This window comes from Saccharomonospora xinjiangensis XJ-54 (assembly GCF_000258175.1).
Classification (GTDB): Bacteria; Actinomycetota; Actinomycetes; order Mycobacteriales; family Pseudonocardiaceae; genus Saccharomonospora; species Saccharomonospora xinjiangensis.
Genome location: NZ_JH636049.1, coordinates 3919476 through 3945405, shown reverse-complemented (window position 1 = coordinate 3945405; position 25930 = coordinate 3919476). Strand labels below are relative to the sequence as shown.

The window sequence follows — 25930 nt, the reverse complement described above, 5'->3', positions numbered from 1 at the left end:
CCGCTACTGTGACCGGCATGACCACCGCCGACGTCCGTCCCGCCACCGGCGGCGACGTGCCCGAGATCACCCGGATCCAGCTCGTCGCCTGGCGCACCGCCTTCGCGGAGTCCCTCGGCCCTTCCGTACTCGACCGGCTCGCTCCGGAGGAGATGTCGGCGAGCTGGGCCGAAGCCGTTGACCACCCCGGCACCGACGTCTACGTCGCCGTCGAGGGGCAGGCCACGGTGGGTTTCTGCGTCGCGGGGATGGCGCCGGAGGCGGAGGTCGCCGCCGCCGACGGTGCACTGCCCGACGACGCCGGGAGCACGGCGCTGATCGCGTCTCTCGTCGTGGAACCCCGCTGGGGCCGCCGCGGGCACGGCGGCCGGTTGCTCGCCACCGCGGCGGCCGGGTTACGCCGCCGTGGAGCCGAACGCGGCGTCACCTGGGTCATGCAGTCGGATTCGGCCACGCTCTCCTTCTACCGCGGTGCGGGCTGGCACCCCGACGGCACCGTCCGCACCCTCGACACCGGTGAGAACACGATCAAGGAACTCCGGCTCACTGGAACGCTCGACCTCCGGCTCGAACACCCCGAGACGTCCGGACCGGGCTGAGGGACTCCGGCGCGCACGGAACCGTGCCAGGGATCCCGGCGTCACAGGAGGCAGCGTCACAGGAGGCATTGAGGTCTCGGGCACCGCGACGAAGGGCGAACGCCATGACATACCCCCCGCAGCAGGGCGGCCAGCGAGGGCCCTACGACCAGCAAGGTCACTTCGGTGGCTGGACTCCCCAGCAGGGACAACCGGCTCAGCCGCAGGCTCCGCAGGCGTACGGGCAGCCACACGGCGCGCAGGCATTCGGGCAGCAGCAACCGCAGCAGGGCTTGGGCCAACTCGGCCAACTCGGCCAACTCGGCCATCCGTACGGTGGGATGCCTCCCGCGCAGCCGCCGCAGCAGTCCATGCCGCCTGCCCCGAAGAAGAAGACCGGGCTGTGGGTGGGGGTTTCCGTGGCGGTGGTGGCGCTGGCGGCGTTCGGTGTCACCGGCTTCGTCACCCCCGGATTCCTCCTCAGCGGTGACGACTCAGGCCGGGACGGCGCTGGCGGCGGCACGGACTTCGGCGACAGCGAGGCCGCCGCCGTCGCCGAGCAGGTCGCGCAGGGCTGGTCGAACGGAGACTACGAGGCGCTCAAGAAGCTGATCTGCCCTGCCGACGAGCCGAAGCTGCACGGCTTCGCCACCGATGCGCCCTACGTCACGAAGTTCGAGGTGACCAGCGGGCTCCAAGAGAAGCAGAACCCGCCGAGCGCGTCGTTCAAGGCGAGCATCGACCTGGAGAACGAGGGCAAGAAGCTCTCCGTCAACGCCACCTTCACCGTCGAGAACTCCTCGGGATCGTGGTGCTGGTCGGACATCGCGGAGGGCTGAACCCGACGTCGAGGACGACGAAGCGAGGTCGAGCGGAGCCGGACGCCGTGCGTCAGTTCCCCGCTCGACCCGCGTGATCGCCTCAGTCTCGGGCTTCCGCGCTTCGCCTCATTCGCCGACGGCCCGGTAGAGCGAGCCGATCTCCGCCTGCGTCAACGCCCGCAGCCTGCCGGGTTTCGTGTTGCCGAGGTACACCTCGCCCACGGCGGTCCTGACGAGTTTGCGCACCGGATGCCCCACCTCGGCCAGCAACCTGCGCACGATGTGCTTGCGACCCTCGTGCAGCACGATCTCGATCAATGTGCGGCCGGGGCGGGTGTCTTTGATCCGGAACTCGTCCACCTTCACGGGACCGTCTTCCAGGCGCACTCCGGCCCGCAGCCGCTTGCCGAGCCCCCTGGCAACCGTGCCGTCCACCTCGGCGAGATACGTCTTGGGAACGTGGAAGGACGGATGCATGAGCTTGTGCGCCAGATCCCCGTCGTTGGTGAGCAGCAGCAGGCCCTCGGTGTCGGCGTCGAGCCTGCCGACGTGGAACAGTCGTTCACCTCGGTCGCCCACGTAGTCACCCACGCACGGCCTGCCCTGCTCGTCGCTCATCGTCGTGTGCACGCCACGCGGTTTGTTCATGGCGAGATACGCGAGATCGTCGCGCACCTGAATCCGCTCGCCGTCAACGTGGATCACGGCGGTGTCAGGGTCAACCCTGCGGCCGAGTTCACGCACCACGGAGCCGTCCACGCTGACCCTGCCCGCCACGATGAGGTCTTCTGCGGCGCGGCGGGAGGCGATCCCAGCCTTGGCCAGCACCTTCTGCAGGCGCACGCCTTGGTCAGCTGTCGTCAATCGAATCCACCTCAGGTAGTAGCGGAGCGATCGGGGGCAGGTCGCCGAGCGACGACAACCCCAGTCGTTCCAGGAACAGTTCCGTCGTCACATACAGGGTGCCACCCGTCTCCGGGTCGGCGCCGCTCTCCTCGATCAGTCCCCGCGCGAGCAGGGTGCGAACGACGCCGTCCACGTTGACACCGCGCACGGCCGCGATCCGCGACCGCGTCACCGGCTGCCGGTAGGCCACGACGGCGAGTGTCTCCAACGCCGCCCTCGTGAGTTTCGAGCGCTGCCCGTCCAGCAGGAGTTTCTCCACGAAGGGTGCGTAGGTCTCGCGCGTGTAAAGCCGCCACCCCTCCGCCACCCTGCGCAGATCCATGCCGCTTCCCCGGTCGGCCAGATCCTCCGCCATCGTGCGCAGCATCTCGGTGACCCTGTCCACGGGCTGGTCCAGCGCGCCGGCGAGCGACTCCTCGTTCGCCGGGGAATCCACCACCAGAAGCAGGGCCTCCAGCGCCGAGGCCAGCGCGGTGTCGCTCGTGAGGTCCGGCAGTTCGCGCTCGTGCGGCACGACGGCGGGCTCACCGGCTCCCTCGCCTCGTCCTTCACCGCCCGCGAGGCTCTCCGCCGCGTCGTTCGTCAGGTCGTCCGTCACGTCGTGCGCAACGTCACTGTCCACGTCGAGTTCGCCCAGTGCGGAAACCCGCACGTCGCCGCTCTGATCATCGACGTCACTCACCCGTACTCCTCGTCCTCGATGCCCACCGCGCGGTCACGTTCGGCGTCGTCGGCGGCCTGCTCCGCCGAGCCGCCCGTCCACCGCACCCGCAGCTCAGCCAGCGCCTCGTCCTGGTCGAACTGCACCACCGACTCGCGATAGAGCTCCAGCAGCGCCAGAAACCGCGCGACCACCTCGATGGTGTGCTCGCAGTCGGCGACGAGTTCGGGAAAGGTCGCCGCTCCCCGTTTCGCCAGCTGGAGCCGCAACACAGCCGCGTGCTCCCGCACCGACACCCGCGCCATGTGCAGGTGGTCGAGCGACACCGTAGGCGGTGGTTTCGGCCGGAACACGCCCACCGCCACGTCGGCGAACTTCTCCTTCGTGACGCCGAGCATCACCTCGGGCAACAGGCTCGCGTAACGCTCCTCCAGCGCCACCGAACGCGGGTAGCGGCGTAGTGCCCCGGCCTCCAACTCGGCGAACAGAGCCGCGACCTGCTTGTACGCGCGGTACTGGAGCAGTCTGGCGAACAGCAGGTCGCGAGCCTCCAGCAGCGCGAGGTCGTCCTCGTTCTCCACCTCCGCCGAAGGCAGCAGGCGTGCCGCCTTGAGGTCGAGCAGTGTGGCCGCCACGACGAGGAATTCCGTGATCTCGTCGAGATTCCAGTTCTGCCCCAGCGTGCGGGTGTAGGCGATGAACTCGTCGGTGACCTGGTGGAGTGCGACCTCGGTGACGTCGAGCTGGTGCTGAGAGATCAGTTGCAGCAGCAGGTCGAACGGGCCCTCGAAGTTGTCGAGCCTCACCAGGAAACCGCGGTGGGGGCGGTCGGTGTCGTCCGGTTCGTCGGCGGGTGGGATGTGGGACGCCGTCATCGGCTCGTGGCGTCCTCGCCGGGGGCGCTGTCGTCGAGGAGGCGGTCCTCGTCGATGTCCTCGTCCTTGAGCCTGCGCACCAGGACGGAATCGTCCCCACGCCGCTCGAAGTCGGCGAGCACGACGGCCACGGCCTCACGCACGATCCGGCCCCGGTCCACCGCGAGATCGTGAGAGCCGCGCAGTTTCAGCCTGGCGTGCTCCATGGCGAGCAGCTCGTCCCCCGACACGTAAACCGTGATCTTGGCGTCGTGCTTCTGTCTTCCCGAACCGCGGCGAGGGGCCGACCGGTCCTCGGTCCTCGCGGGCCGTCGCGGCGCATCCTCCTGCGCGGTGGCCTGCGGCTGACGCGAGGCGTCGATGTCACGTTGCGCAGTCCGGCGAAACAGCTCCGAAGCACCGGGCAGCGGCGCTCGCCTGCTCACCGAGCGATCACCTCACGCGCCAGCGCGCGATAGGCCGTCGCACCGGCCGACCGGGGGGCCCACCTGGTGATCGGTTCACCGGCCACGGTCGTCTCGGGGAACCGCACGGTGCGATTGATCACCGTGTCGAACACGGTGTCACCGAATGCCTCCACCACGCGAGCGATGACCTCCTTCGAATGCAGGGTCCTCGGATCGAACATGGTGGCGAGGATTCCGGTGATGTCGAGCTTCGGGTTCAGCCGCTCGCGCACCTTCTCGATCGTGTCGATCAACAATGCCACACCGCGCAGGCTGAAGAACTCGCACTCCAGCGGAATGATGACCCCGTCGGCGGCGGTGAGCGCGTTCACGGTCAGCAGGCCGAGAGACGGCTGGCAGTCCACGAGGATGTAGTCGTAGTGACCCAGCACGGGACGCAGCACCCGGAGCAGGGTGTGCTCCCTCCCGACCTCGGCCACGAGCTGCACCTCGGCCGCGGAGAGGTCGATATTGCTCGGCAACAGATCGACGTTCTCGACGCGGGTCTCGCAGATCACGTCCTCGACGGCGACCGACCGTTCCATGATGACGTTGTAGACCGTCTGGTCGAGTTCGTGCGGCTGGATACCAAGGCCGACGGACAACGCGCCCTGCGGGTCGAAGTCCACCAGCAGCACCCTCCGCCCATACTCGGCCAGCGCGGCGCCGAGGTTGATGGTGGAGGTGGTCTTGCCGACGCCGCCTTTCTGGTTGCACATCGCGACGATCTGAGCAGGCCCGTGCCGGTCGATCGGAGGAGGATCCGGAATGTCGCGCAGCGGCCGCCCCGTGGGCCCCAGTCTGGGCTCGTCGTCGGCGGCGCCTGCGCTCTTTCCGTTCCTCGTGGCGGTCCTCGGATCCTTGACGTCCCTGCTCCCCTTCGCGATGCGCACGGCGGTCCGGTCGCGCTCCTCGGCGGTGGCCGGGCCTGACCCGTCCGCCTGGCTGGGGCGGTCCGACAGGCGCCGCGCCGGCTGTGGAAAAGTCGACATGGGGCGAAAGCTCCTTGTTCGCATGGACCGGCGTCAGCGTATGACGCACGGAGAGCAGCGCCAAAGCGGCTCGCCGGTCACGACCGGAGTACTTTCGCCCGCTCAGCCCAGTGCTCTGGGATGCGTGGTGGCATACACCTCACGCAGGGTGTTGACGGTGACGAGTGTGTAGACCTGGGTGGTGGTGACGGACGCATGCCCGAGCAGTTCCTGGACCACGCGAACATCCGCGCCGCCTTCGAGCAGGTGCGTCGCGAACGAATGTCGCAGCGTGTGGGGTGACACGGGGGCCGTGATTCCCGCGCGTTCGGCGGCCGACTTCAACACCTGCCACGCTCCCTGCCGCGACAGCCTGCCGCCTCGTGCGTTCACGAACAACGCGCCCGTTCCCCTGCCTTTCGCGACGAGCGCGGGCCTGCCGCGCACGAGGTAGGCATCGAGTGCTTCCCGCGCGGGACGGCCGAAGGGGACAAGGCGTTGCCGCCCGCCCTTGCCGTCGAGGACGACGGTGCGGTCGTCACGATCGACGTCATCGACGTCGAGTCCCGTGGCCTCGGAGATCCTCGCGCCCGTGGAGTACAGCAACTCCAGCAGCGCCTTGTCGCGCAGCGCTCGCGCGTCCTCCCCCGCAGGCAGGTCGAGCAGCCGCAGCACGTCGCCGAGGGGAAGCGCCTTGGGCAGTCTCCGGGTGAGCGACGGCGGTCGCACGTCGCGAGCCGGGTCGTCGCCTGTCCAGCCCTCGGCGTGGGCGAAGCGGTGCAAACCCCTCACGGCGGACAGCGCTCGTGCCGCCGACGACGGGGCCAGAGCGGGCCGGTCGCCGTGGCCACGCCGCATGGCGACGCCGAACGCGACGACGTGGTCGCTGCTCACCTGCCGCAGGTCGTTCACCCCCGCCTCGGCGAGATGGTCGGCGTAGCGGCGAAGGTCGCGGGAGTATCCGTCAACCGTGTTGCGGGCGGTGCCCCGCTCGACGGTCAGGTGATCCAGATAGGCGGCCACGGCCTGACGGAGAGGGTTCTGGGAATCGCCGGCCTGTGCCACGTGCCAACCCTACGGGAACGGACAGGCACGATCGGTGATCAACACGGGGTCAGACCTCGGCGACACCTTCGACGGGACGCGTGCCGCTGAACTGGTCCCGCATGGCGTCAACACCTTCCTGCGGTCGGGCCAACTCGACGAGGTCGTGCCTGTGATCACGCTTGCCTGCCGTGTCCAGCCGCATGGCGTCGTCGCGGTGCAGTTTGAGCGACTCGTCCGCCTCACCGTCGCGGTTGAACGACCACATCAGCATCGCGTCGCCCTTCGGCGCCTCGTCGCCCCGCTCCCCGTCGTGACGACCCGTGTGCCACGTATGCCAGGTCTTGCCGTAGCTGTTCATGAGCTGCTTCATCAGCGCCTTCTCGGCAACGGCGGGAAGGCCGGGGGCCGCGAGCTGACCCGACAGGATCTCGTAGTTGTGCGGGTGCCAGTACGTGCGTTCCTCGCGCGGCATCGTGGCGAACAACCTCTCGGACACGATGTACTCGACGCCGATCAGGTTCGCGTCGGCGGTGTTGCCGTCGAACAACACGCATTGCAGGAAATCCTCGTTCACGACGCGGCAGTAGTGGTGAGCCTCCATCTGCTGGCCGGGACGGTCCTTGGCGCAGTGCAGGCCGACGACGTAGACGTCGAAACCGGCAAGCGGTGTGGCCTGCTGGAGCAGGTTCGCGCCCTGCTCGAGTACCGCGAGCCAGCCGCTCTTCTCCTCACCCGCGGGACGCATCGGTGACGGCCGGGACGGGATGGTCGCATTCATGCCCCAGGCGTTGACGAAGCGGGCGACGACGAAACCTGCGGCTCGCCTAGGCTCGATGCCATGGACGGGGTGTTCGACACGGACGGCCTGCGCATCGGCACAGCGGAACGGGAAGCGGCGAGCCACGTGCTCGCCGACCACTTCGCGGAAGGACGTCTCACAACCGCCGAGTACGAGGAGCGCATCGACCGTGTCCTCACCGCTCGCACGCGAGGTGACGTACGGCCGCTGTTCGCCGACCTCCCCGAGCCCCATCCCGCCTTCCTCACGACGGCCACGCCCGCCACCGTCGCCCCGGCGCCCACCCCAGCCGCAGACCTGACGACCCCGGAGCCGTCCGACCGCTCGGCGGTCACGGCAGGCGTGCTCCAGATCGTGCTTCCCTTCGGCGCAGGCCGCTTCTACACCGGCGAGACCCGGCTCGCCGTCCTGCAACTGCTCTGCGTTGTGATCACCTTCGGCATGGGTGCGCTGTGGCCGCTCATCGACGGCATCATCCTGCTCACCCAGGGCGGAACCGACGGCAGGGGCCGCACACTGCGGTGACGTGCCCCTGCCGGGGTGGTTCAGCGCGTGCGGGAGGCGAAACGGGTCGGCCGGTGCCGCCACGGTGCGTCGGCGGCGCGCGGCGGAACACCTCCGGTGAGCACGGCGTGCGCGGCGAGCAAACCGCCGACGGTGGCCCCGTTGACGATCTCCCCCGACAGCACCATGCGCACCGCTTCGTCGAGCGGGACGGAGTGGACGACCAGGTCGGCTTCCTCCTCACCGTGTGCCTGACGGCCCACCTCGGTGAGGTCGCGCGCCAGGAACACGCGCACGACCTCGTCGGTGAAACCGGGGGATGCGGCGATGTCCACGAGCGTGTCCCACCGCTTCGCCCGAAGTCCCGTCTCCTCGACGAGTTCGCGGCCCGCCGTCTCGGCCGGGTCCTCACCGGGCTGGTCGAGAAGCCCCGCAGGCAACTCCCACAGCCGGTCACCGAGCGGGTGCCGGTACTGGTGCACGAGGGTCACCGCGCCGTCGTCGTCCACAGCGCAGACCGCGACGGCCCCCAGGTGTTCCACGACCTCCCGCGAGGCAGTGGAGCCACCCGGCATGACGACGTCGTCAACCCGAAGGCCCACGACCCGTCCGATGTGGATGTCGCGTGAGGACGCGACCGTGAACTCGTGGCTGCCCGGCTCGCTCACCGCGCCGCCACCGGAGTCTCCGGGAGTTCGACGGGAAGCCGATCCGCGGTGCGGTAGTCAACGACAGCGCGCACGAACGCCGCGAACAGCGGGTGGGGCCGCGTGGGGCGCGACTTCAGTTCGGGATGCGCCTGAGTACCGACGAAGAACGGGTGTTCCTTCTTCGGCAGTTCCACGAACTCGACGAGCCGGTCGTCGGGAGAGACACCGGAGAACACGAGTCCCGCTTCGGCGAGGCGCTTGCGGTAGGCGTTGTTCACCTCGTAGCGGTGCCGGTGCCTCTCGGACACCTCCCGTGTGCCGTACGCCTCGGCGACCTGCGAACCCGCGACGAGCTTCGCGGGGTAGGCGCCCAGTCGCATCGTCCCGCCCATGTCCCTCTCGCCCGCCACGACGTCCTTCTGGTCCGCCATGGTCGAGATCACCGGATTGGTCGTGTTCTCGTCGAACTCCGCCGAGTTGGCGTCCTTGATGCCCGCGAGATTGCGTGCCGCCTCGATGACCATGCACTGGAGGCCGAGGCACAGACCGAGCAGCGGGATCTTGTGAGTCCTCGCGTAGTTGATGGCACCGATCTTGCCCTCGATGCCGCGCACCCCGAACCCTCCCGGCACGAGAATACCGTCCACACCGGACAGTGCTGCCGCTGCTCCTGACGGCGTCGTGGCGTCGTCCGAGGGAACCCACACGATCTCGACCTTCGCCCGGTGGGCGAACCCGCCTGCCCGCAGCGCCTCGGTGACGGAGAGGTAGGCGTCCGGCAGATCGATGTACTTGCCGACGACGGCGACCCTGACGGTCTCGGTGGGGTTGTGCACGCGGTCGAGCAGGTCACCCCAGACTGTCCAGTCAACGTCGCGGAAGGGCAGGCCGAGCCTGCGCACCACGTAGGCGTCGAGCGCCTCCCTGTGCAGGACCTTGGGGATGTCGTAGATCGACGGCGCGTCGGGGCAGGCGATGACAGCCTCGGTCTCCACGTCGCACATGAGGCCGATCTTGCGCTTGAGTTCCTCCGGCAGATCCCGGTCGGCGCGGCACACCAGCGCGTCGGGCTGGATACCGATGTTGCGCAACGCCGCGACGGAGTGCTGCGTCGGCTTGGTCTTCAACTCACCGGACGGCGCGAGGTACGGCACCAGCGACACGTGGAGGAAGAAGCAGTTGTCCCTGCCGACGTCGTGTCGCACCTGGCGGCACGCCTCCAGAAACGGCAGCGATTCGATGTCGCCCACCGTTCCGCCGACCTCGGTGATCACGACGTCGGGCGTCGTCCCGCTGCCGTCGTCGGCGGCGAGCGTCATGATCCGCGACTTGATCTCGTCGGTGATGTGCGGAATGACCTGGACGGTGTCGCCCAGATACTCGCCCCGCCGCTCCTTGGCGATGACCGAGGAGTAGATCTGGCCGGTCGTGACGTTGGCGGTGCCGGAGAGGTCACGGTCGAGGAACCGCTCGTAGTGGCCGATGTCGAGATCGGTCTCGGCCCCGTCCTCGGTGACGAACACCTCCCCGTGCTGGAACGGGTTCATCGTTCCGGGGTCCACGTTGAGGTACGGGTCGAGCTTCTGCATCGTGACCCGGAGCCCGCGGGCCGTAAGGAGTTGTCCGAGGCTGGAGGCAGTGAGCCCCTTGCCAAGCGAGGAGGCGACGCCTCCGGTGACGAAGACGTACTTGGTTGTCCGCGGCTGAAGTCCCACGGGCTTCCACCTTATCGCACAAGGGGCCGTTCGTGCCGACAGGCCGCCTGAGGTGGTTCGCCTCGCGCGTGTGGGACAGTGGTCACGTGGGCGAGGACAACACCTGGGCCGCACCGACGGCCGCCGATGCGATCGATGCCGAGGTCCGGGTTCCCGGCTCGAAGTCGATCACCAACCGCGCCTTCGTGCTCGCCGCCCTCTCGGCAGGGAAGACGCTGGTGCGCGAGCCGCTGGACTCGCGGGACGCGCGGCTGATGTTGTCGGCGCTCGACGTCCTCGGCGCCGCCTCGACCGCGACCACGGACGGTGTGCTCCTGGAGCCGATGACCGGCGGCACCGGCGAGGTCCGTGTGGCGCTCGGCAACGCCGGAACCGTCGCGCGGTTCACGCCCCCGCTGGCCACGCTGGGCTCACGCACGGTCCATTTCGACGGTGACCCCGCCATCCGGCGCAGGCCCGTCGCGCCACTGCTCCACGCACTTCGCGCTCTCGGCGCGGACATCGACGACGGGGGGCGCGGCGCGGCTCCGTTCACCGTCCGAGGTCACGGCGGCCTCGACGGTGGCCGGGTAGACCTGGATTCGTCGGCGTCCAGCCAGTTCCTCTCCGCGCTGCTGCTGTCAGCGCCTGCCTTCACCCGGGGCGTCACGGTGCGGCTCAAGGGCGAGGCTCCCAGCGAGCCGCACATCGCGATGACGCTGGACATGCTGCGCCGGTTCGGTGCGGAGCCGGAACGTGACGGCCCCGAGTTCCACGTGCCGCCTGCCACGCTCGCGCTGGACACCTACACCGTCGAACCCGACCTGTCGAGCGCCGCTCCGTTCGTCGTCGCACCCCTGCTGGCAGGCGGTCGCGTCCGCGTCTCGGGCTGGCCTGCCGAGACAACGCAGCCGGGAGACTGGCTGCGCGACCTCGTGCGCGAACTGGGTGGCGAGGCAGTCCTCGACGCCGAAGGCCTCACCGTCACCGGTGGCGGCACCGTGCCGGGCGCGGACCTCGATCTGCACGCCGTCGGCGAACTCACCCCGGTGATCGCGGCGCTGCTCTGTTTCGCCGAAGGTCCCTCGGAGATCCGGGGGGTCGCGCATCTCCGGGGCCACGAGACCGACCGGCTCGCCGCGCTGGCCACGGAGCTGTCCGCGCTCGGCGGTGACGTCACCGAAACCGACGACGGCCTGCGCATCCGGCCTGCGCCGCTGCACGGCGGGACGTTCCACACCTACGACGACCACCGCCTCGTGATGGCGGGTGCCGTGCTGGGCCTGCGCATCGCCGACGTCGTTGTGGAGAACCCTGCCACGGTCGGCAAGACCTACCCGGAGTTCGTCGCCGACTGGGAGCGCGTGCTGCACCAGGGCTGAGGCACGGCACCGGGCTCACCCGGCGTGCGCACATGCCTCACGAGAACAGTCCGGCCACCCAGGTCACGACCGAGTTCCACCACTGTAAGACGTCGTCCGTGTACATCGGAGCAGCACCGGACAGCAACAGCGCCACCACGACGATCATGGCCGCGGCGCCGAGCAGAGCCAGAGCGAGCGCGGGCACCCTGCTGCGATGCAGCGCCGCGACGGCCTTGCCATCGACGACCTTGGTGCCGAGTTTCAGCCTGGTCAGGAACGTGGACGGGTTCGATCCCGACCGGCCCGCGTCGAGGAACTCGCGCAACGTGGCCTGGAATCCGATGGTCACCACGAGCGCGGCATCGTTGGCCTCGGCCAGCAACAGAGCGAGATCCTCCGGATTCGCTGTGGCGGGGAACGTCACCGCACCGATTCCAAGGTCCTGCACACGTTCGACGCCGGGGGCGTGCCCGTCCGGCTGAGCAGGCACGACCACCTCGGAGGCGGCCTTCAACGTCTCCGCCTCCACCGCTGTCGGATCGCCGACGACGACGTCGGGTGCGAATCCCAGCTCCCGCATCGTGTCGGCAGCGACCTCGACCCCGAACAGCACAGGACGGTGGTCCCGGATGTACCGCTTGAGGTCCCTGAGATCGTCGGCATGCCCTGCACCGGGTGCGACGACGACGATGTGCCGGTCGGTCAGCGACACCCGTAGCTGCGGCACCCCGACACCATCGAGGATCAGGCTGCGTTCCCTGCGCAGGAACTCGATCGTGTTGGCGGAGAAGGCTTCCAGTTGCGCGGCCATCCCCGCCCGCGCCTCCACGATCTGATCGGCGACGCTCTCGGGCGTCTGCACCACCGCCTTCGCGACCTCACGGCGTCCCACGTACACGCTGCCCTCGTGAACCCGCACCCTGCTGCCGTCGCGAACCCGGTGCAGCACCTCCGCACCGGCGTTGTCGAGCAACGGGATACCCGCCTTCAGCAACACCTCCGGCCCGAGATTCGGGTAGCGGCCCGAGATCGACGGCGCCGCGTTGACCACGGCGGCGACCTGTGCGCACACCAGAGCATCGGCACTCGCGCGGTCGAGATCGACGTGGTCGATCACCGCGATGTCCCCGGGTTGAGCCCGCCTGCACACCTCCCGGATCCGGCGATCGACACGGGCCGTGCCGGTGACACCGGGGAGTGCGGGCGTGGAGCGAGACAGCAAGCCGGCGAGTTTCATGCCGGGAATGGTGACAAAAGTCGGCTCGCGATGTGTGTGAGCCACGCCGCAGCGACGCCGGGGGATGACCGGGACGCGGGACGCCGGACCGGCGTGATCGTCCCGTCGAGCCGGAGGTAGATCACACCGATCACCGATTCCCTCGGCCGCTCTACCGGCGCGCCCCCCGTGTTCCGGCGACCGCAGACTCGGCGAACTCCTCCGCCGCGCGCAGCAACTCCTCCGCATGAGCCCGGCCGGTCTCGGTGTCGTCGAGCCCGGCGAGCATGCGGGCGAGTTCGGTGACGCGTTCGTCGTCGTCGAGTGTGCGAACCCCGCTGCGGGTCACCCCGTCGGCCGTGCCCTTGTCCACCACCAGATGCCGGTCAGCGAAGGCTGCCACCTGCGGGAGGTGGGTCACCACCAGCACCTGGTGTGTACGGGCCAGCCGCGCGAGGCGACGGCCGATCTCCACGGCCGCCCGCCCTCCGACCCCGGCATCGACCTCGTCGAACACCAGTGTCTGCACCGTGTCCGCGTGGGCGAGCACCACCTCGATCGCGAGCATCACCCGCGACAGCTCGCCACCCGACGCGGCCTTGTGCACGGGCAGGGCGGGTGCCTTCGCGTGCGCCCGCAACAGCAGCTCGACATCATCGACACCGTCGGGTCCCGCGGCGAGAGTCCGGCCTTCCACGGTCAACGCCGTCGCATCGGCCGCGTCCGCCTCCCTGCCCCGTACCGTGACCTCGACGGCCGCCTGTCCCATGGCCAGCCCCGAGAGTTCACTGGTGATCCGCTTCGCCAGTTCCTCTGCCGCGACACGGCGGGCCGAGGAAAGCCGTGCGGCATGCTCCGCCAGCTCACCGGCCAGGACGTCGCGGCGCGCCGCGAGTTCCTCCAGCGCCTCCTCCGAGGTGTCCATGCCTGCCAGCCGCGCACGGGCGTCGTCCGCCCACGCGAGCACACCGTCGATGTCGGCCGCGTACTTGCGGGTGAGCTTCTTCAACTCGGCCTGCCGCGCCAGGATCGCTTCGAGCCGCTCCGGGTCCGCGTCGAGCGTGCCGAGATAGGAGGCGAGTTCCCGGCTCACTTCCCCGAGCAGCACCGACGCTTCGGACAGCCTCGGCTCGAAGTCCCGCAATGTGGCGTCCTCGGCGGAGCCGAGCCTGCGCCGGGCTTCCGCGAGCAACCCCAGCGCACCCGGAAGGTCGGAGTCACCCTCGGGAGATCCCGCGATGGCGAGTTGCGCCGCGCTGGCAGTATCACGGAGTTCGTCAACGGCGGCGAGGCGCTTGACCTGCTCGGTCAGTGCGGTGTCCTCGCCGGGTGCCGGTTCCACAGCATCGATCTCGGCGAGGCCGTGGCGCAAGAGGTCGGCTTGCTGTGCCAGTTCGCGTGAGCGCGCTCGCCGCTCCGTGAGCTCACGCGCCACGGAGAGCCACTCCTGCCTGATCTTCCGGTACGCGGCCAGCGGGTCGGCGACGGCCTCCCCCGCGAACCGGTCGAGTACGGCACGCTGCTCGGCCGGACGCAGCAGTCGAAGTTGAGAGTTCTGTCCGTGAACCGCGAGGATCTGCTCGGACAACTCCCCGAGCACGCCGACGGGCACGGATCGGCCACCGAGATGGGCGCGCGACCGGCCTTCCGCGCTCACCGAACGCGCCGCGATCACACTGCCGTCCTCGTCGGCCTCGGCACCCGCATCGGACAGGATCCGCAGAGCGTGCTCACCGGTGATGTCGGTGAAACGGCCCTCCACGATCGCCTTCGCCGACCCAGCCCGCACCTTCGACGCGTCCGAACGTCCCCCGGAGAGCAGGTGCAGGCCGGTGACGACCATCGTCTTGCCTGCCCCGGTCTCCCCGGTGACCACCGTGAACCCGGGGTGCAGTTCGAGCGCGGCCTCCTCGATCACCCCGAGGCCCTGGATACGCATCTCGGCCAGCACGCCAACCACCGTAGCGGCAACCCGCGACAAGGTGGTCAACCCCGGCGGGCGTGCCGCTCCCTCCATCCCGTGACCGGCAGGGAGAACTTGTGCACCAGCCGGTCGGTGAACGGACCATCCCACAGTCGCGCGAGGCGCACCGGCACCTCACCGGCCACCACCCGCACCCTCGACCCCGGGTCGAGATCGACGTGCCGCAGCCCGTCGCAGGTCAGCACGGCAGGCGACCCATCGGGATCGACCTGCACGGTGATCACGGACGAGCGTGACACGACGAGCGGGCGCGAGAACATGGCGTGGGCGTTACTCGGCACCACGAGGAGTGCCTCCACCTCCGGCCAGACCACGGGGCCTCCGGCCGAGAACGCGTATGCCGTCGAACCGGTGGGGGTGGAGCAGAGCACGCCGTCGCAGCCGAACGACGACACCGGCCTGCCATCGACCTCGATGAGCGCGTCAAGGATGCGTTCCCGCGAACACTTCTCGACACTCGCCTCGTTCAACGCCCAGGTGCGAGCCACCACGGTGTCGCCGACCGTCACCGTGACGTCGATGGTCATGCGCTCCTCGATGCGGTAGGTGCGGGTCACCACGCGATCCACCGTGTCGCCCAGCGCGTCGTAGTCCGCCTCCGTCAGAAATCCCATGCGCCCCAGGTTCACTCCCAGCACCGGGACGCCTTCGGGCCGCGCCACTTCCGCCGCGCGCAACAGGGTGCCGTCGCCACCGAGAACCAGCACCAGTTCCGCTCCCCGAGCGGGGTTCTCCGACTCAGCGACCACGGCACACGGCAACGATCGGTCGGGAGGTTCCACGAGCTTGCGGACCTCGTCGTCGAGCACCCGGAGACCGATGCCAGCCTCGGCGAGGCGCGTCGCGACCTGCCCTGCCGCTTCACGGGTCGTGTCCCGGTCTGGATGGACGACCAACAGCACCTCTCGGCCAACGGGCTCGGTCACGAAGGTCCCCTTCTCACCGCGGTGCGGACCATGTCGTCGCGCCGCTGCTGTTCGGCTGGATCGGCTGGATCGGCGGGAACACTGTCCACCGCGCACGGCTCCTTGCGCAACCACGCGAAGTACTCGACATTGCCCGACGGCCCCGGTAGCGGGCTCGCCACGACCCCCAGTGTTCGCAAACCGAGGCTCGTGGCTTCGGCGAGCACATCCGACACCGCCTGCGCCCGTAGTTCGGGATCACGCACGACCCCGCCGCTGCCGAGCCGTTGCCGCCCCACTTCGAACTGCGGTTTCACCATCGGCAGCAGGTCGGCGCCCTCCGCGGCACAGGCGGCCAATGCGGGCAGGACCAGTCGAAGGGAGATGAAGGACAGGTCCGCGACCACGAGATCGACCACGCCGCCGATGGTGTCGGGGGTCAGGGTTCGCACGTTCGTCCTGTCCACCACCATCACCCGGTCGTCGGTGCGCAGCCTCCAGTCGAGCAGGCCACGACCCACATCGACCGCGACGACGGAACCGGCGCCGTGACGCAGCAGCACATCGGTGAACCCGCCGGTGGACGCGCCTGCGTCGAGACAACGCCGCCCCTTCACCGTTAGTCCTTGAGCGGAGAACTCCTCCAGCGCACCGAGCAGCTTGTGCGCGCCCCGGGAGGCCCAGCCGGGGTCGTCGTCGGCACGCACCACGATCGCGGCGTCCGGCTCGACGCTGGTCGCCGGCTTCTTGGCCACGAGCCCCCGCACCGTCACGCGACCTTCGGTGATCAGCGAGCTGGCGTGTTCTCTCGACCTGGCGAGGCCCCGCCGCACGAGTTCGGCGTCGAGGCGAGCCCTACGCGGCACGGCTACACCTTGTCGATACTGGACAGCGCCACGGACAACGCGGTGTGCACGGTCTCGAAGCGCTCGACATGCTCGGCCGTCGGCAGTGTGTCCAGCTCGTCGAGCGCCGCGACGGCATGGGCGATGGCGCCGCGAGGATCGGTGTGTTGCGATCCGGGCGGTGGGCCCGGCACCGGACGTGGCGCGGATTCGGTCTCAGCGTGCACCTGACAACGCTAACTGATCCCCGCAACGACGCGCTGTGACCCACGGCCATTCAGCCGAGCTCCCACGGCGCCAGTGCCGACTCCGCACGCACGTCGGCTGCCCGCACGGACGACACGGGTGCCGACCAGGCCACGTGACACAGGTGGCGCAGCAGGTCGAGTGAGTCACCGTCCCCTTCGCCCACGGCGCTCTCCACGACGGCGACGTCGCCCTTCACCGTCACTCGCCAGCCGGGGCGAGGACCGATCTCCAACTCCCCCGCGCTCAGGTCCCTCGTCAGCGCACCGAGATCCGCCGCGAGGTAATCGGGCCGCTCTCCCGGCCCTGCTGCGAGGAGCCGCCGCGGCGTCGCCACCCCGGTGAGGACGGCCAGCGAGCGGAATCCGGCGGCTGCGGCACCGGCGATGTCGGTGTCGAGCCGATCACCGACGACCAACGGCGACGCCGCGCCCGCGGAGTGCGCGGCCGTCCGCAGCAGTGGTGCCTCGGGTTTACCCGCCACGTGTGGTTCGCGCTCGGTCGCCGCCAGGAGAGCGGCCACCATGGAGCCGTTTCCCGGCAGCTGACCGCGTTCGCTTGGCAGCGTGGCGTCGGTGTTGCACGCCACCCACCATGCACCGGCCCGCACAGCGAGGCAGGCTTCCGCGAGGTCGGCCCAGCAGGTGTCGGGTGAGTGTCCCTGTACCACGGCGGCGACCTCGGGGCCGTGCCGCCGGGTGGGTCGCAGACCCACCGACCGCACCTGCGCTTCGAGGAAGGCGGTGCCGACCACAAGCACCACGGAGTCGGCGGGAAGTCGTTCCCGCAGCACCACTGCGGCGGCCTGTGCGCTCGTGCTCACCTCGGTGGGCTCGGCGTGAACCCCGAGGCTCACGAGGTGCTCAGCGACCGACTCCGGCGACTTCGCGGCGTTGTTCGTCACGAATCGCACGGCGCGGCCGCGCTCGCGGACGTGCGTGATGGCATCGGCCGCGCCGGGGATCGGCCGGCTGCCGTGGTACACGGTGCCGTCGAGATCGAACAGCACCGTGTCGTGGCGATCGAGCAGTGTCTTCGCCATCAGCTGGCCAGCTCCGCGGCACGTTCGGCGGCGTCGGTCTCCTCCTCGGGGTCGGCCTCCGCCGCGTGGAGGAACCACTGCACGGCCTCGTCGGTGCGTCCCGCAGCGGCGAGATTGTCGGCGTAGGCGTAGAACAGCCGGTGGCTCCAGGGATCGCGGCGGGCAGGGTCGAGTTCAGGCCCCTGAAGCGCCACCACGGCGGCGTCGAGTTGCCCGAGGTCCCGTCTCGCACCGGCGGCGACGATCTGCAACTCGATCTGCACTTCCTTCGGAAGCATGGACATGTCGGCGTCCTTGGCCACGTCCAGCGCCCTCTCGGGACGTCCGAGAGCGCGTTCGGCGTCGGCGATGACCGCGGCGTGGATGTCGGTCCGCGTCATGCGCCGTACAGCGCGAAGTTCGGACAGTGCCTCCGCCCATTCTCCGGCGTGGTAGGCGGCCAGCCCGACAGCTTCGCGCACGACGGCGATCCTGGCTGCCTTCGACTTGGCGTACCGAGCGTGTGCCAGTGCCGCCTCAGGATCTTCGTCGAGCAGGGTTCCCGCGGCGACGAGGTGCCTGCCGATCCGTTCGGCCAGGTCCTTCGGCAGCGACCGCAGCTCGCGCCGGGCATCGACATCGAGGTCCGTGTGATCGACGGAGTCGGGCAGTTCGGGAGCCGTCAGCAGCTCGCGAGCCGCAGCCGCGTCGTCCCGGCGAGGAGCACGCGGTCCCCCGTTCTGCCGGGGACGGTCGTGAGCGGGCCTTCGACCTCGGTCGTCCCGCTGAGCACCCGAACCGGGCCCACCACGCTCGTCGCGGCGGTCGAAGGACCGCCGATCGTCGCGACGATACTCACTTCGACGCTGGTCGCGGTCCCGATCAGATCGCCGGTCGTCTCGGGAGCGGTCGAACCCACGGTCGTCCCGGCGTCCCGACGACGCACGATCATCGCGGCGATCGAACGGCCTCCCGCCATCCCGCCGCTGATCGCGGCCATGGCCAGAACGGTCGTCGCGGCGATCGAAGGACTTCCTGTCATCCCGCCGGTTTTCGCTGCGCCGCTGGTCACGATCACTGCCGAATCGCCGCTCGTCGCGACGTCCGGAGAAGCGGTCGTCCTGGGAGCGGTCGAACCCACGGTCGTCCTTACGCCCCGACGGCCTGCGGTCGTCGCGACGATATTCACCCCGGCGCTGGTCACCGTCACGGCCGGGTCGCCGCTCACCGCGCCGGTCGGAGAAACTACGCCCCTCCCCGCGTCCGCGACCGTCGCGCCGCCGGTCGTCACTCTTGTCACCGGTGTCGCGGTCCCGAGCTCCGCGGCGATCGCCGAATTTCTTGTTCTCTTCGCGGCGCCCGTGGTCACGACGGTCCGGCCGACCGGGCCTCCTGTCGTCACCTGTGCCGCGCGGACCGTTCTCGGACACGCGTTCTCCTACCTGCATCACCGGGACGCGCCACCGCTGTGGGCGCTCTCTTACCACTATGGATGTAGACATGCTGAAAGGGCCCGCCGGGGTGGCTGTGTGGCCGTGCCCCGGCGGGCCCTTTAGGAAATGTGTTCGGCGGTGTCCTACTCTCCCACACCCCTTCGGGTGCAGTACCATCGGCGCTGGTGGGCTTAGCTTCCGGGTTCGGGATGGGTCCGGGCGTTTCCCCTACCGCTATGGCCGCCGTAACGTTGTGAAACAACCATTGTGTGGTGTTTCAGAGTTGCAGAGTGGGTGCGTAGCATGTTTGTGGTCAAGCCCTCGGCCGATTAGTACCAGTCCACTCGTAAGCGCATTGCTGCGTGTCCATGTCTGGCCTATCAACCCCATCGTCTTTAGGGGGCCTTACCCACTCGAGGGTGGTGGGAGACCTCATCTTGGAACAGGCTTCCCGCTTAGATGCCTTCAGCGGTTATCCTTTCCGAACGTAGCTAACCAGCCATGCCCCTGGTGGGACAACTGGCATACCAGAGGTTCGTCCGTCCCGGTCCTCTCGTACTAGGGACAGCCTTCCTCAAGTCTCCAACGCGCGCGGCGGATAGGGACCGAACTGTCTCACGACGTTCTAAACCCAGCTCGCGTGCCGCTTTAATGGGCGAACAGCCCAACCCTTGGGACCTACTCCGGCCCCAGGATGCGACGAGCCGACATCGAGGTGCCAAACCATGCCGTCGATATGGACTCTTGGGCAAGATCAGCCTGTTATCCCCGGGGTACCTTTTATCCGTTGAGCGACACCCCTTCCACCAGGTGGTGCCGGATCACTAGTCCCTGCTTTCGCACCTGCTCGACCTGTCGGTCTCACAGTCAAGCTCCCTTGTGCACTTACACTCAACACCTGATTGCCAACCAGGCTGAGGGAACCTTTGGGCGCCTCCGTTACTCTTTGGGAGGCAACCGCCCCAGTTAAACTACCCACCAGGCACTGTCCCTGAACCGGCTCACGGTCCGAGGTTAGATTCCCAATCCGGCCAGAGTGGTATTTCAACGTTGACTCCACAACCACTGGCGTGGCTGTTTCACAGTCTCCCACCTATCCTACACAAGCCGAACCGAAAACCAATACCAAGCTATAGTAAAGGTCCCGGGGTCTTTCCGTCCTGCCGCGCGAAACGAGCATCTTTACTCGTAGTGCAATTTCGCCGGGCCTGTGGTTGAGACAGCCGGAAAGTCGTTACGCCATTCGTGCAGGTCGGAACTTACCCGACAAGGAATTTCGCTACCTTAGGATGGTTATAGTTACCACCGCCGTTTACTGGCGCTTAAATTCTCAGCTTCACCCCCACAAGGAGGGTTAACCGGTCCTCTTAACGTTCCAGCACCGGGCAGGCGTCAGTCCATATACATCGACTTACGTCTTCGCATGGACCTGTGTTTTTAATAAACAGTCGCTTTCCGCTGGTCTCTGCGGCCAACCCACCCCAGCCCGCGAAGGGGCTTCAGGTGTTTTGGCCCCCCTTCTCCCGAAGTTACGGGGGCAATTTGCCGAGTTCCTTAACCACAGTTCACCCGATCGCCTTGGTATTCTCTACCTGACCACCTGTGTCGGTTTGGGGTACGGGCCACGCGCGCACTCGCTAGAGGCTTTTCTCGGCAGCAGAGGATCACCCTACTTCGCCACAACGGCTATGCATCACGCCTCACCCTCGTCATTCAAGACAGCCCGACGGATTTGCCTATCGGGCGGGCCACACGCTTACACCAGTATTACCACTGACTGGCGGGGCTACCTTCCTGCGTCACCCCATCGCTTGGCTACTACAAGCTCAGGTCCCACGCACCCCAACACCACGTCCCCGAAGGGACACCAGTGCAGGGCGGGTGGTTAGTCTCACCTGCCTCGCCAGGGACGCACACACGCGGGTACGGGAATATCAACCCGTTGTCCATCGACTACGCCTGTCGGCCTCGCCTTAGGTCCCGACTTACCCTGGGCGGAACAACCTGGCCCAGGAACCCTTGGTCATCCGGCGGCAGAGATTCTCACTCTGCATTCGCTACTCATGCCTGCATTCTCACTCCCACACCCTCCACAACTCGGTCACCCGGCTGCTTCCCTGGATGCAGGACGCTCCCCTACCCATCCACACGACTGCACCCACACCCCCGAAGAGGCGCGGGCGGATCACACATGTGAATGACACAGCTTCGGCGGTGTGCTTAAGCCCCGCTACATTGTCGGCGCAGAACCACTTGACCAGTGAGCTATTACGCACTCTTTCAAGGATGGCTGCTTCTAAGCCAACCTCCTGGTTGTCTCAGCGACTCCACATCCTTTCCCACTGAGCACACACTTAGGGGCCTTAGCTGGTGTTCTGGGCTGTTTCCCTCTCGACGACGAAGCTTATCCCCCGCCGTCTCACTGCCGCGCTCTCACACACCTGTATTCGGAGTTTGGTTGACTTCGGTAAGCCGGTAAGCCCCCTAGGCCATCCAGTAGCTCTACCCCAGATGTGAAACACACGACGCTGCACCTAAATGCATTTCGGGGAGAACCAGCTATCACGGAGTTTTGATTGGCCTTTCACCCCTACCCACAGCTCATCCCCCAGGTTTTCAACCCTGGTGGGTTCGGGCCTCCACGCCGTCTTACCGGCGCTTCACCCTGGCCATGGGTAGATCACTCCGCTTCGGGTCTAGACCACGCGACTACGGACGCCCTGTTCAGACTCGCTTTCGCTCCGGCTACCCCACACGGGTTAACCTCGCCACGCAGCACTAACTCGCAGGCTCATTCTTCAAAAGGCACGCCATCACCCCTACAGGGCTCTGACGGCTTGCAGGCACACGGTTTCAGGTACTCTTTCACTCCCCTCCCGGGGTACTTTTCATCTTTCCCTCACGGTACTTGTCCGCTATCGGTCACCAGGAAGTATTTAGGCTTACCGGGTGGTCCCGGCAGATTCACAGCGAATTCCACGAGCTCGCTGCTACTCGGGAACACCACCAAGACAATGCCATGCGGTTTTCGCGTACGGGACTCTCACCCACTCCGGTCACGCATCCCAACGTGTTCCACTAACCACACACACCATCCCCAGCAGTGTCAGCTACTGGACAGTGGCTCCCACAACACCGCACACACAACACCTGACAGTTTCACCATGCGCACGGTTTAGCCTCTTCCGCTTTCGCTCGCCACTACTCACGGAATCACGGTTGTTTTCTCTTCCTGCGGGTACTGAGATGTTTCACTTCCCCGCGTTCCCTCCACACCGGCTATAGATTCACCGGCGGGTGACACCCCATCACGGGTGCCGGGTTTCCCCATTCGGACACCCTCGGATCACAGCTCGGTTGGCAGCTCCCCGAGGCTTATCGCAGCCTCCCACGTCCTTCATCGGCTCCTGATGCCTAGACATCCACCATGTGCCCTACACAACTTGACCACAAAGATGCTCGCACCCACTCTGCAATTCTCAAACACCACACCAGAAACAACACCAGCGTGTTGCCTCAGGACCCAACAGCATGCCAGCGACCATCGAAACCAATCCCAGCACCCCCCACACCACAACAGCGCGGAGATCAAGCACCAGGATCATCTAGTAGCGGTTCACATCTAAGGCTCTCAACGAGCGAGAAAACTCCTTAGAAAGGAGGTGATCCAGCCGCACCTTCCGGTACGGCTACCTTGTTACGACTTCGTCCCAATCGCCAGTCCCACCTTCGACCACTCCCTCCCCGAAGGGTTGGGCCATGGGCTTCGGGTGTTACCGACTTTCATGACGTGACGGGCGGTGTGTACAAGGCCCGGGAACGTATTCACCGCAGCAATGCTGATCTGCGATTACTAGCGACTCCGACTTCACGCAGTCGAGTTGCAGACTGCGATCCGAACTGAGACTGGCTTTAAGGGATTCGCTCCACCTCACGGTATCGCAACCCTCTGTACCAGCCATTGTAGCATGTGTGAAGCCCTGGACATAAGGGGCATGATGACTTGACGTCATCCCCACCTTCCTCCGAGTTGACCCCGGCAGTCTCCCACGAGTCCCCCGGCATTACCCGCTGGCAACATGGGACAAGGGTTGCGCTCGTTGCGGGACTTAACCCAACATCTCACGACACGAGCTGACGACAGCCATGCACCACCTGTGCACCAGCCACAAGGGAAACCCCATCTCTGGAGTCGTCTGATGCATGTCAAGCCCAGGTAAGGTTCTTCGCGTTGCATCGAATTAATCCACATGCTCCGCCGCTTGTGCGGGCCCCCGTCAATTCCTTTGAGTTTTTAGCCTTGCGGCCGTACTCCCCAGGCGGGGCGCTTAATGCGTTAGCTACGGCACGGGACACGTGAACAGCGCCCCACACCTAGCGCCCAACGTTTACGGCGTGGACTACCAGGGTATCTAATCCTGTTCGCTCCCCACGCTTTCGCTCCTCAGCGTCAGTTTCGGCCCAGAGACCCGCCTTCGCCACCGGTGTTCCTCCTGATATCTGCGCATTCCACCGCTACACCAGGAATTCCAGTCTCCCCTACCGAACTCAAGTGATGCCCGTATCCACCGCACGCCCACGGTTAAGCCGCAGGTTTTCACGGCAGACGTGACACACCGCCTACGAGCTCTTTACGCCCAATAATTCCGGACAACGCTTGCACCCTACGTATTACCGCGGCTGCTGGCACGTAGTTGGCCGGTGCTTCTTCTCCCGGTACCGTCACTTTCGCTTCGTCCCGGGCGAAAGGGGTTTACAACCCGAAGGCCGTCATCCCCCACGCGGCGTCGCTGCATCAGGCTTGCGCCCATTGTGCAATATTCCCCACTGCTGCCTCCCGTAGGAGTCTGGGCCGTGTCTCAGTCCCAGTGTGGCCGGTCACCCTCTCAGGCCGGCTACCCGTCGTCGCCTTGGTAGGCCATCACCCCACCAACAAGCTGATAGGCCGCGGGCTCAACCTGTACCGCCGGAACTTTCCACACACCACCATGCGGTGATGTGTCCTATCCGGTATTAGACCCAGTTTCCCAGGCTTATCCCAGAGTACAGGGCAGATTACCCACGTGTTACTCACCCGTTCGCCACTCATCCACCCAGCAAGCTGAGCTTCAGCGTTCGACTTGCATGTGTTAAGCACGCCGCCAGCGTTCGTCCTGAGCCAGGATCAAACTCTCCAACAATGAATATTCGATCCGACGACTCATCAGTCATCTCAAAGAAACCCACAAAAAAGGGGCTCAAAAAAGAGCACTACTAGCTCGACAATCCACTAGCACACTGTTGAGTTCTCAAACAACACACCGAAACTTGTTTCCCAGCCACCGGGCGCGACCAACCCCACCACCAAAACCACATGATGAAGAAGAACCACACCCAACCGGGGAAGCCCACTCTACCACAACCGTGGGAGCCTGGTTCGCCATCCCCGCACCGAGTACCCCGCCCGGCCCCTTCCGGACCCGGCCGGTCTCCCCGGCGACGAAGAGAAGATTACATGCCCCCAAAACCCACCCGAACAGGGGGGCCCCTTAACGTCGTCTTCGCAGGTCAGGGACTCATTCGCAGGCGAAAGAGCGAAGGCCGCCGATCCCCGGCTCGAGCGGGGGGCGGCGGCCTTCCTGGCTCACGCTCGCGGGCTGTCACTCCGCGACGCGGACTCCGGCCAAGGTCTTCTTGCCACGCCGAACGACGAGCCACCGCCCGTGCAATGCGTCCGACAGGTCCGGCACCCACTCCTCGTCAGTGACCTTGGTGTTGTTGACGTAAGCACCGCCCTCCTTGACCGTGCGACGAGCTGCCCCCTTGCTGTCCACCAGACCACCGGCCACCAGAAGGTCGATGATCGTGGGCTTCTCGGCGAGCTTCACCTCGCCCGTGGGCACCTCGGCCATGGCGGCGTCCAACGTCGGCGCCGTGAGTTCCCGCAGGTCACCGCGCCCGAACAGAGCCTGACTCGCGGCGACGACCTGCCGGGTCTGCTCGGGGCCGTGGACCAGGTCGGTCAGCTCCTCGGCGAGCCTCCGCTGCGCCTGCCGTGCGGCAGGGCGCTCCCGTGTCGCGGTCTCCAGCTCGCCGATCTCGTCCTCGTCGAGGAAGGTGAGCAACTTCAGGCAGCGCACGACGTCGGCGTCCGGAAGGTTGAGGAAGTACTGGTACCAGGCGTACGGCGAAGTCATGCCGGGGTCGAGCCACACGTTGCCGCCGCCGGTGGACTTGCCGAGCTTGCGCCCCTCCGAATCCGTGATCAGCGGCGTCGTCAGCGCATGCACCTGGGCACCGTGAATCCGGCGCACGAGATCGACGCCGGCCACGATGTTGCCCCACTGATCGGAACCGCCGACCTGGAGCCGGACGCCGTAACGATCGAACAGCTCCCGGTAATCGGTCGCCTGGAGCAGCATGTAGCTGAACTCGGTGTAGGAGATGCCATCTCCTACGAGCCTGCGCTTCACGGTCTCCCGCGCCAGCATCGTGTTGATCGAGAAGTGCTTGCCGATGTCGCGCAGGAATGTCGGCACCGTCATCGAACCGAGCCAGTCGAGGTTGTTCACCTCGATCGGCGGCACCTCGGGGTGGTCGAAGTCCACGAACCGGGCGAGCTGCCCGCGCAGCCTGCTCGCCCACTCCCTCACCTGGTCCTCGGAGTTCAGGACACGCTCACCGACATCCCTGGGGTCACCGATGAGTCCCGTTCCTCCTCCTGCGAGCAGGACCGGCCGGTGGCCTGCGTTCTGGAACCGCCGCAGCATGAGCATCTGCACGAGGTGCCCGGCGTGCAGGCTCGGTGCAGTCGGGTCGAACCCCGCATAGAGGACGAGCGGACCACTGTCCAGATCTCGCCGCAACGCATCGAGGTCGGTGGACTGCGCGATGAGACCGCGCCAGGACAGCTCGTCAAGAATGTGCTCGCTCACGACTTCCATTCTCCTCACCTCGCAGAACACCACGGCCCTGGGGACGGCAG

The 25930-nt window shown here is 67.1% G+C and carries 23 protein-coding genes and 3 rRNA genes; 5 read left to right on the top strand and 21 right to left on the bottom strand.

All coding sequences use genetic code 11. The features are described 5' to 3' along the window. Positions 1-17 precede the first annotated feature (17 nt). A complete protein-coding gene (locus SACXIDRAFT_RS17880; protein WP_006240038.1) occupies positions 18-599 on the top strand; it encodes a GNAT family N-acetyltransferase in 582 nt (193 codons plus the stop codon). Positions 600-703: 104 nt separating this feature from the next. Then, a complete protein-coding gene (locus tag SACXIDRAFT_RS17875) occupies positions 704-1417 on the top strand; it encodes a hypothetical protein (protein ID WP_006240036.1) in 714 nt (237 codons plus the stop codon). Positions 1418-1525: 108 nt separating this feature from the next. Here the strand turns inward: SACXIDRAFT_RS17875 and SACXIDRAFT_RS17870 are convergent, their stop codons facing one another. The 7 genes from SACXIDRAFT_RS17870 to SACXIDRAFT_RS17840 form a co-directional block, all read right to left on the bottom strand. Beyond that, entirely contained in the window at positions 1526-2263 is a 738-nt protein-coding gene (locus tag SACXIDRAFT_RS17870; protein ID WP_006240035.1) for a pseudouridine synthase, read from the bottom strand. Further along, positions 2250-2987: an SMC-Scp complex subunit ScpB gene (scpB, locus tag SACXIDRAFT_RS17865; RefSeq protein ID WP_006240034.1), complete on the bottom strand. Its 738-nt coding sequence runs from the start codon at positions 2985-2987 to the stop codon at positions 2250-2252. The genes SACXIDRAFT_RS17870 and scpB overlap by 14 nt, the downstream gene beginning before the upstream one ends. Continuing rightward, positions 2984-3841, bottom strand: a complete 858-nt coding sequence (locus SACXIDRAFT_RS17860; RefSeq protein ID WP_006240033.1) for a segregation and condensation protein A — start codon at positions 3839-3841, stop codon at positions 2984-2986. Before SACXIDRAFT_RS17860 ends, scpB begins: the two co-directional genes overlap by 4 nt. Continuing rightward, positions 3838-4266, bottom strand: coding sequence for a hypothetical protein (locus tag SACXIDRAFT_RS17855; RefSeq protein WP_006240032.1), 429 nt, complete (start codon positions 4264-4266; stop codon positions 3838-3840). The genes SACXIDRAFT_RS17860 and SACXIDRAFT_RS17855 overlap by 4 nt, the downstream gene beginning before the upstream one ends. After that, positions 4263-5279 (bottom strand): ParA family protein, encoded by a 1017-nt coding sequence (locus SACXIDRAFT_RS17850; RefSeq protein ID WP_006240031.1) that lies wholly within the window; start codon positions 5277-5279, stop codon positions 4263-4265. The genes SACXIDRAFT_RS17855 and SACXIDRAFT_RS17850 overlap by 4 nt, the downstream gene beginning before the upstream one ends. Before the next feature lie 102 nt (positions 5280-5381). Further along, the gene (gene xerD, locus SACXIDRAFT_RS17845) at positions 5382-6323 is read right to left on the bottom strand and encodes a site-specific tyrosine recombinase XerD (RefSeq protein ID WP_006240030.1); all 942 of its coding nucleotides are present in this window, start codon (positions 6321-6323) and stop codon (positions 5382-5384) included. Between the two features lie 49 nt (positions 6324-6372). Beyond that, complete coding sequence (locus SACXIDRAFT_RS17840) at positions 6373-7083, bottom strand: OBAP family protein (RefSeq protein ID WP_006240029.1); 711 nt, start codon at positions 7081-7083, stop codon at positions 6373-6375. Positions 7084-7143: 60 nt separating this feature from the next. Between SACXIDRAFT_RS17840 and SACXIDRAFT_RS17835 the strand changes: the two genes are divergently transcribed. Next, complete coding sequence (locus SACXIDRAFT_RS17835) at positions 7144-7629, top strand: DUF1707 domain-containing protein (RefSeq protein ID WP_006240027.1); 486 nt, start codon at positions 7144-7146, stop codon at positions 7627-7629. A gap of 20 nt (positions 7630-7649) precedes the next feature. Here SACXIDRAFT_RS17835 and SACXIDRAFT_RS17830 read toward each other — a convergent pair whose 3' ends face one another. Both SACXIDRAFT_RS17830 and pyrG read right to left on the bottom strand, forming a co-directional pair. Then, entirely contained in the window at positions 7650-8276 is a 627-nt protein-coding gene (locus SACXIDRAFT_RS17830; RefSeq protein WP_006240026.1) for an NUDIX domain-containing protein, read from the bottom strand. After that, entirely contained in the window at positions 8273-9973 is a 1701-nt protein-coding gene (gene pyrG, locus SACXIDRAFT_RS17825) for a CTP synthase (protein WP_006240025.1), read from the bottom strand. Before pyrG ends, SACXIDRAFT_RS17830 begins: the two co-directional genes overlap by 4 nt. An 86-nt stretch (positions 9974-10059) precedes the next feature. Here pyrG and aroA point away from each other — a divergent pair, with 86 nt between their 5' ends. Beyond that, entirely contained in the window at positions 10060-11334 is a 1275-nt protein-coding gene (aroA, locus tag SACXIDRAFT_RS17820) for a 3-phosphoshikimate 1-carboxyvinyltransferase (RefSeq protein ID WP_040922263.1), read from the top strand. 37 nt (positions 11335-11371) lie between these two features. Here the strand turns inward: aroA and steA are convergent, their stop codons facing one another. The 8 genes from steA to SACXIDRAFT_RS23350 all read right to left on the bottom strand — a co-directional run bounded on the left by steA (position 11372) and on the right by SACXIDRAFT_RS23350 (position 18533). Then, entirely contained in the window at positions 11372-12553 is a 1182-nt protein-coding gene (gene steA / locus SACXIDRAFT_RS17815) for a putative cytokinetic ring protein SteA (RefSeq protein WP_006240022.1), read from the bottom strand. A 151-nt stretch (positions 12554-12704) separates the two neighbouring features. Continuing rightward, on the bottom strand, positions 12705-14483 hold the full coding sequence (gene recN / locus SACXIDRAFT_RS17810) for a DNA repair protein RecN (protein ID WP_040922262.1): 1779 nt from the start codon (positions 14481-14483) through the stop codon (positions 12705-12707). A 35-nt stretch (positions 14484-14518) separates the two neighbouring features. After that, entirely contained in the window at positions 14519-15442 is a 924-nt protein-coding gene (locus SACXIDRAFT_RS17805) for an NAD kinase (RefSeq protein WP_006240019.1), read from the bottom strand. Further along, positions 15439-16287, bottom strand: a complete 849-nt coding sequence (locus SACXIDRAFT_RS17800) for a TlyA family RNA methyltransferase (RefSeq protein ID WP_006240018.1) — start codon at positions 16285-16287, stop codon at positions 15439-15441. The genes SACXIDRAFT_RS17805 and SACXIDRAFT_RS17800 overlap by 4 nt, the downstream gene beginning before the upstream one ends. A gap of 2 nt (positions 16288-16289) precedes the next feature. After that, the gene (locus SACXIDRAFT_RS17795) at positions 16290-16493 is read right to left on the bottom strand and encodes a hypothetical protein (RefSeq protein ID WP_040922261.1); all 204 of its coding nucleotides are present in this window, start codon (positions 16491-16493) and stop codon (positions 16290-16292) included. 50 nt (positions 16494-16543) lie between these two features. Then, the gene (locus SACXIDRAFT_RS17790; protein ID WP_006240016.1) at positions 16544-17554 is read right to left on the bottom strand and encodes an HAD-IIA family hydrolase; all 1011 of its coding nucleotides are present in this window, start codon (positions 17552-17554) and stop codon (positions 16544-16546) included. After that, positions 17554-18015 (bottom strand): hypothetical protein, encoded by a 462-nt coding sequence (locus SACXIDRAFT_RS17785; protein WP_232285326.1) that lies wholly within the window; start codon positions 18013-18015, stop codon positions 17554-17556. Before SACXIDRAFT_RS17785 ends, SACXIDRAFT_RS17790 begins: the two co-directional genes overlap by 1 nt. Before the next feature lie 200 nt (positions 18016-18215). Beyond that, positions 18216-18533: a hypothetical protein gene (locus SACXIDRAFT_RS23350; protein ID WP_198284404.1), complete on the bottom strand. Its 318-nt coding sequence runs from the start codon at positions 18531-18533 to the stop codon at positions 18216-18218. On the opposite strand from SACXIDRAFT_RS23350, the gene SACXIDRAFT_RS23345 reads away from it, so the two are divergent. Beyond that, entirely contained in the window at positions 18532-19089 is a 558-nt protein-coding gene (locus SACXIDRAFT_RS23345) for a hypothetical protein (protein ID WP_198284403.1), read from the top strand. The genes SACXIDRAFT_RS23350 and SACXIDRAFT_RS23345 overlap by 2 nt on opposite strands. Before the next feature lie 7 nt (positions 19090-19096). Here the strand turns inward: SACXIDRAFT_RS23345 and rrf are convergent. From rrf to tyrS, 4 genes are all read right to left on the bottom strand, one after another. After that, positions 19097-19214: ribosomal RNA gene (gene rrf / locus SACXIDRAFT_RS17780) — 5S ribosomal RNA — on the bottom strand. 61 nt (positions 19215-19275) lie between these two features. Next, positions 19276-22415: ribosomal RNA gene (locus tag SACXIDRAFT_RS17775) — 23S ribosomal RNA — on the bottom strand. A 206-nt stretch (positions 22416-22621) separates the two neighbouring features. After that, positions 22622-24146: ribosomal RNA gene (locus SACXIDRAFT_RS17770) — 16S ribosomal RNA — on the bottom strand. The 16S, 23S and 5S rRNA genes sit together here, the layout of an rRNA operon. 459 nt (positions 24147-24605) lie before the next feature. After that, on the bottom strand, positions 24606-25880 hold the full coding sequence (gene tyrS / locus SACXIDRAFT_RS17765) for a tyrosine--tRNA ligase (RefSeq protein ID WP_006240013.1): 1275 nt from the start codon (positions 25878-25880) through the stop codon (positions 24606-24608). Positions 25881-25930 lie beyond the last annotated feature (50 nt).